Origin of the sequence: Bradyrhizobium sp. 87 (genome assembly GCF_023073015.1) — a bacterium.
Lineage (GTDB): Bacteria > Pseudomonadota > Alphaproteobacteria > Rhizobiales > Xanthobacteraceae > Bradyrhizobium > Bradyrhizobium canariense_D.
Map to the genome: position 1 here is coordinate 1 of NZ_JADPIQ010000124.1, position 4,138 is coordinate 4,138.

General features: G+C 57.5%; 4 protein-coding genes. 2 read left to right on the forward strand and 2 right to left on the reverse strand.

Annotated features, from left to right (window positions below; translation table 11 throughout):
• Window positions 1–290: 290 nt before the first annotated feature.
• Window positions 291–1,859, reverse strand: a complete 1,569-nt coding sequence (locus IVB50_RS30415; RefSeq protein ID WP_247298991.1) for a winged helix-turn-helix domain-containing protein — start codon at window positions 1,857–1,859, stop codon at window positions 291–293.
• A gap of 161 nt (window positions 1,860–2,020) precedes the next feature.
• Between IVB50_RS30415 and IVB50_RS30420 the strand changes: the two genes are divergently transcribed.
• Entirely contained in the window at window positions 2,021–2,716 is a 696-nt protein-coding gene (locus IVB50_RS30420; RefSeq protein ID WP_247298993.1) for a hypothetical protein, read from the forward strand.
• A 25-nt stretch (window positions 2,717–2,741) separates the two neighbouring features.
• The gene (locus IVB50_RS30425) at window positions 2,742–3,101 is read left to right on the forward strand and encodes a hypothetical protein (RefSeq protein WP_247298998.1); all 360 of its coding nucleotides are present in this window, start codon (window positions 2,742–2,744) and stop codon (window positions 3,099–3,101) included.
• A 220-nt stretch (window positions 3,102–3,321) separates the two neighbouring features.
• Here the strand turns inward: IVB50_RS30425 and IVB50_RS30430 are convergent, their stop codons facing one another.
• Window positions 3,322–3,618 carry a DUF1127 domain-containing protein gene (locus IVB50_RS30430; protein ID WP_247298999.1) on the reverse strand — a complete coding sequence of 99 codons (297 nt, stop codon included), beginning with the start codon at window positions 3,616–3,618 and terminating at the stop codon, window positions 3,322–3,324.
• Window positions 3,619–4,138: the final 520 nt, after the last annotated feature.

Genomic DNA, 4,138 nt, shown 5'->3' on the forward strand with positions numbered 1-4,138 from the left:
CCAAGACGAAACTCGTAGAACAGTTGACCTTGGTCACTCTTCAGACGGCCCATCATGGATCGACCTCGCCGAGATTCGCGTCAACACAACGGAATCACGGTTCGTGACTTGTCTCAACCGACTTTTGCAACAAAATCGGCCCGTGGCTGACGTTACCCCAGCGCAACCAAGGCGTCCGCTTCCGACAGGTGACCCGACCAAGCTCATGCTGGCCGGCTAGGGCAGCCTTTGACCCAAAACCGGCATAGCTCAGGAACGCGCTGAAGTCGGTTTTTAACCGGAAACGTCCATCACCCTTCCGGCACGCCAGCGAGGCGGAAGCCTGCACACGTGCGCTCCAGCCCGGCAAGGTAAATGGGGTTGTCGCTTTGTTGAGCAGCGAGGAAGCGACGGATGGTGAAACCTGAATTTAGCGCAAGCCCCGTTCTTGCAGCAGTTCGCGCCTCATCGAGCGCGCCAGTCAGGCCCAACGCAGCGGCGAGCGCCAAGTGAGCGATAGGGAAGTTGCGGTTCGCCTCAGTGCTTCGTCGGAGCCAACTGACGGCTTCGACGTCGGAACCAAGCAGCAGCTTGGCCACGCCCACAAAAGATGCCCACTGGTAGACTTCAGTATCGCGCGGAGAGAGACGTAGAGCTTCGAGTATATGGCCTTCTGTCTCCTCGGCGAGGCCTAAATAGATTTTGGCAAAACCAAGGGCGGCGTGAGCGTTGGCCTTATTGGGATCCAGCGCTATCGTATGCTCAAATTCACGGATAGCTTGGGCCGGCCGGTTCGTAAAGATTTGGACCCGACCCCGAGCCAAGTGGGCCGACGCATGGTTCGGCCTCATGGACAATGCTTTATCCACCATGGCTTCAGCCGCTGCAAACCGCGCACGCCCATCATCCGTCGTAAAGCTGGCTCCAACTGAGGTATCAACATTTGCCAACCCAATCATCGCTTCGACGTTGGCGGGGTCGCACTTGAGGGAGCGTTCGAAGAAGCTGCGCGCTTGAGTTATGTATTCGGGGTTAGAGCCTTTCCTCAACCAGGCCCGACCCTGGAAGTACAAATCCATTGCATCAGGGTCCAGTTTACGCTCGGCTCTTCGCGCCTCGACCTCGATGAGCAGGGCCCCCAATGTATTGGCGAGCCTGGATACAATTTCGTCATGCATGTCGAACAGGTCGACGACAGGCGTCTCGAAGCGCTCCGCCCAAAGATGCTGGCCGCTATTCGTATCGATCAACTGCACGTTCATCCTAAGCCGCTCACCGCTGCGTTGTACTGAACCTTCGACGACGTAGCGAACGTTCAATTCGCGGCCGACTTGCCGAACATCGATTGCTCTGCCTTTGTATGAGAATGCGCTGTTCCGTGCGATGACAAATGAACCACTGATGCGCGACAAGTCTGTGGTCAAACTCTCGGTAACACCGTCCACGAAATAGTCCTGCTCACGATCATCGCTCAGGTTCGCGAAGGGTAGCACGACGATGGATAGGCGCGGCGGCGTGTCGCCGGTGCGCTCGACTGAGCCCACCGTCTCTATTGCGGAGCTCCCGGCTTCCTGCACTGCACCCACGAAGCGGAAACCTTTGCGCGGGAGCGTCTTGATCAGGTCCTGTTTCTCACCAGTGTCGCCGATTGCACACCGGGCACCATTGATGCGCGTCGTCAGCGCGGCATCCGAGACGATGCGACCATTCCAAACGCCGGCGATGAGCTCGTCCTTACTGACGACGCGTTCCCTGTTCCGGATCAAATAGTTCAGAAGGTCGAATACCTGCGGCGCGACAGAGATTATCCCGGCTCCTTGCCGCAGCTCCCGCCGCTGCGTATCCAGCGTGAAATCCGAAAAGGAGTAAAGCAAATGCATCCTCCTGTGGTGCGGTCGCACCCCCTGGAGCGGATATGGTAAGCAGACGGTAAGAAGAATGGAAGGCGCTTGTAAAGCGCTTCTCATGACCTTGGCGCATCCTCGTGCGCGGCTGAGCAGTATGAACTGCTTGCGGATCCCGCGTCACGAGGGAGGATGTCATGAAGCGGACGGCTGCACTGACGTGGGCTGCCACTGCGGCGAGGATCTTGATCTGGGTCGTATGCGTTCTCGCCTCTGCGAACCGCGCTTACGCTCAATGTTCGGCGCGCGATGTGTTGCAGAGGCAGTTAGCGGTCAAGGCGGCGCCCGTTGTCCCGACGCGCATGGATCCCGTAACCTCCGTTTCGGATGTTGTCGAATGGAAAACGATCAGCATCGGGACGTTCCCGGATACGTTCGCTCTCCTCACCGCGCTGAGTAAGATTGGTTGCGGCGTCGGTAACTCGGCTGGGGAGGCTCTTGCCCGGCCTGCGTTTACGCTCAGCAGTACCAGAACGGCGGTAACACTCCTGACAGTGACCGCCGCCGATCTGGGCTTCAGCGGTGAGACGGTGCCATTGCGGCAGATCTACGAACTCGCGCAGCAACTCGGCTTCCGTCTTGCACCGCCCGAAATCGCTCCGCAGCTCAGACTTCAATATCTGGACCAGCCCGTAGGCGAGTTTCTCGTCATCGGGATGAACGCGATCCGGACATGGACTGGTGAAGAGGTCATCCTGACCGTCGCAAATGGGGGAGCGGGTCTCATTCTCATCGGCCAGGATGGCCGCGCGGACGCGGAAATACCAGTGACCTCCCGCTTCGTGTTCCTGCGCTCCATGCCCATTACGCCAGCTGCGCTGAATCGAAACTGATTTTCCGAGTGGCCGAGGTGATGAAATGCTGGTGACCAGAGCGACGAAGCGTTTGGCGGCTCAAATCTGCCTGCTGCTGGTGTCGACCGCGACATTAGCGCGAGATGACGGGCGCTATGCGAATTCCCCGCTAAAGCCCTGGTTCGAGAGTCTGCAAAGCGAATTCGGGAAGTGCTGTGAGGACTCCGACGCCTACGTCGTCTCCGAACCGAATTGGAAGTCCGATCACGGACAATATCGCGTTCGCATCGATGACGAATGGGTGCTCGTTCCGGATGGTGCTATCATCAAGCAACCCAATCTTGCCGGACGGACCATGGTCTGGAAGCACTACATAGACGGACATCCTCGTGTCCGCTGTTTCATTCCGGGCAGCATGACGTGATACGTCGACAACCGTCTAATGAACCCCGCGATTGACGGTCTGGTCCACCATTGGGATCGGTTGCTCAGTTTCGTTAAAGCAAGAGGCTTCGTCTCTCCGTTGTTACGGTGCTTAGATCCGGAAATGGCCCCTTCTGGTCTTACCGCCACCAGTTCCAATGTCTGGTGTCAGTGGAAGACCAGAAGGGACTTCCGGCGCAGCAGGCCACCGCTCGTGACCTCTACCGAAAGTCAGTCGGTCCTAGCTGGCCGTCCACAGTTGGCAGATATCGCAGCCATTCACCGGATCGGATGCCTCGAGGGTCAATACCTCCGTGCGAGGCGACGTAGTCGATCTCGCCGCGCGTGGTGCCGATATCCATCAGTTCTCCGTCACTTAAGTCGGACAAAGCATCGCTCAATTTCTGGCGTTCGCGGCGCTCCTGAAAAGCATCCCAACATTTCCAGATTAAGCTGGTGACATGCCCGGTCGATACGCATGTCCATTCCAGCCATGTAGTGCCCTGCGTCGTGGTCATTGCGGCGTCTCCTGGACGGTGTATTTGCATCGACCAGAGAGTGCCGCTGATTTGGCGAGGACGCTTGGCAGCTTACATTTTCCGTACCGGCGGCTTATTCTTGCGATTTTGGCGAGGCTAAAACGCCACCCAGTTATGGGAGCCCTCATCCAATGGGGTTCGCATCTTGCGCTATCTCTTTGCTAACGTCGCTGGCGCATGGAGCACCTGCGAAGCAATGTAAGCGCGGCCCATTTGGACTAATTGAACGTGTGGTTATTGCTTGGATGTCTCAGCGGCATCGTGAGTTGCACGAGCAAGAGGAGAGGCTAACGGATCGGAGGATTGGAAGAGACAGCAGGTGTTCCTTCATCATTTTGAATTGTATTCGGGAAGCCTCGCGATTAGCGCACGGGTTCGTCTAGAGGCGAAGTCCGCTTGTGGCCGATTTTGTTGCAAAAGTCGGTTGAGACAAGTCACGAAGCGTGATTCCGTTGTGTTGACGCGAATCTCGGCGAGGTCGATCCATGATGGGCCGTCT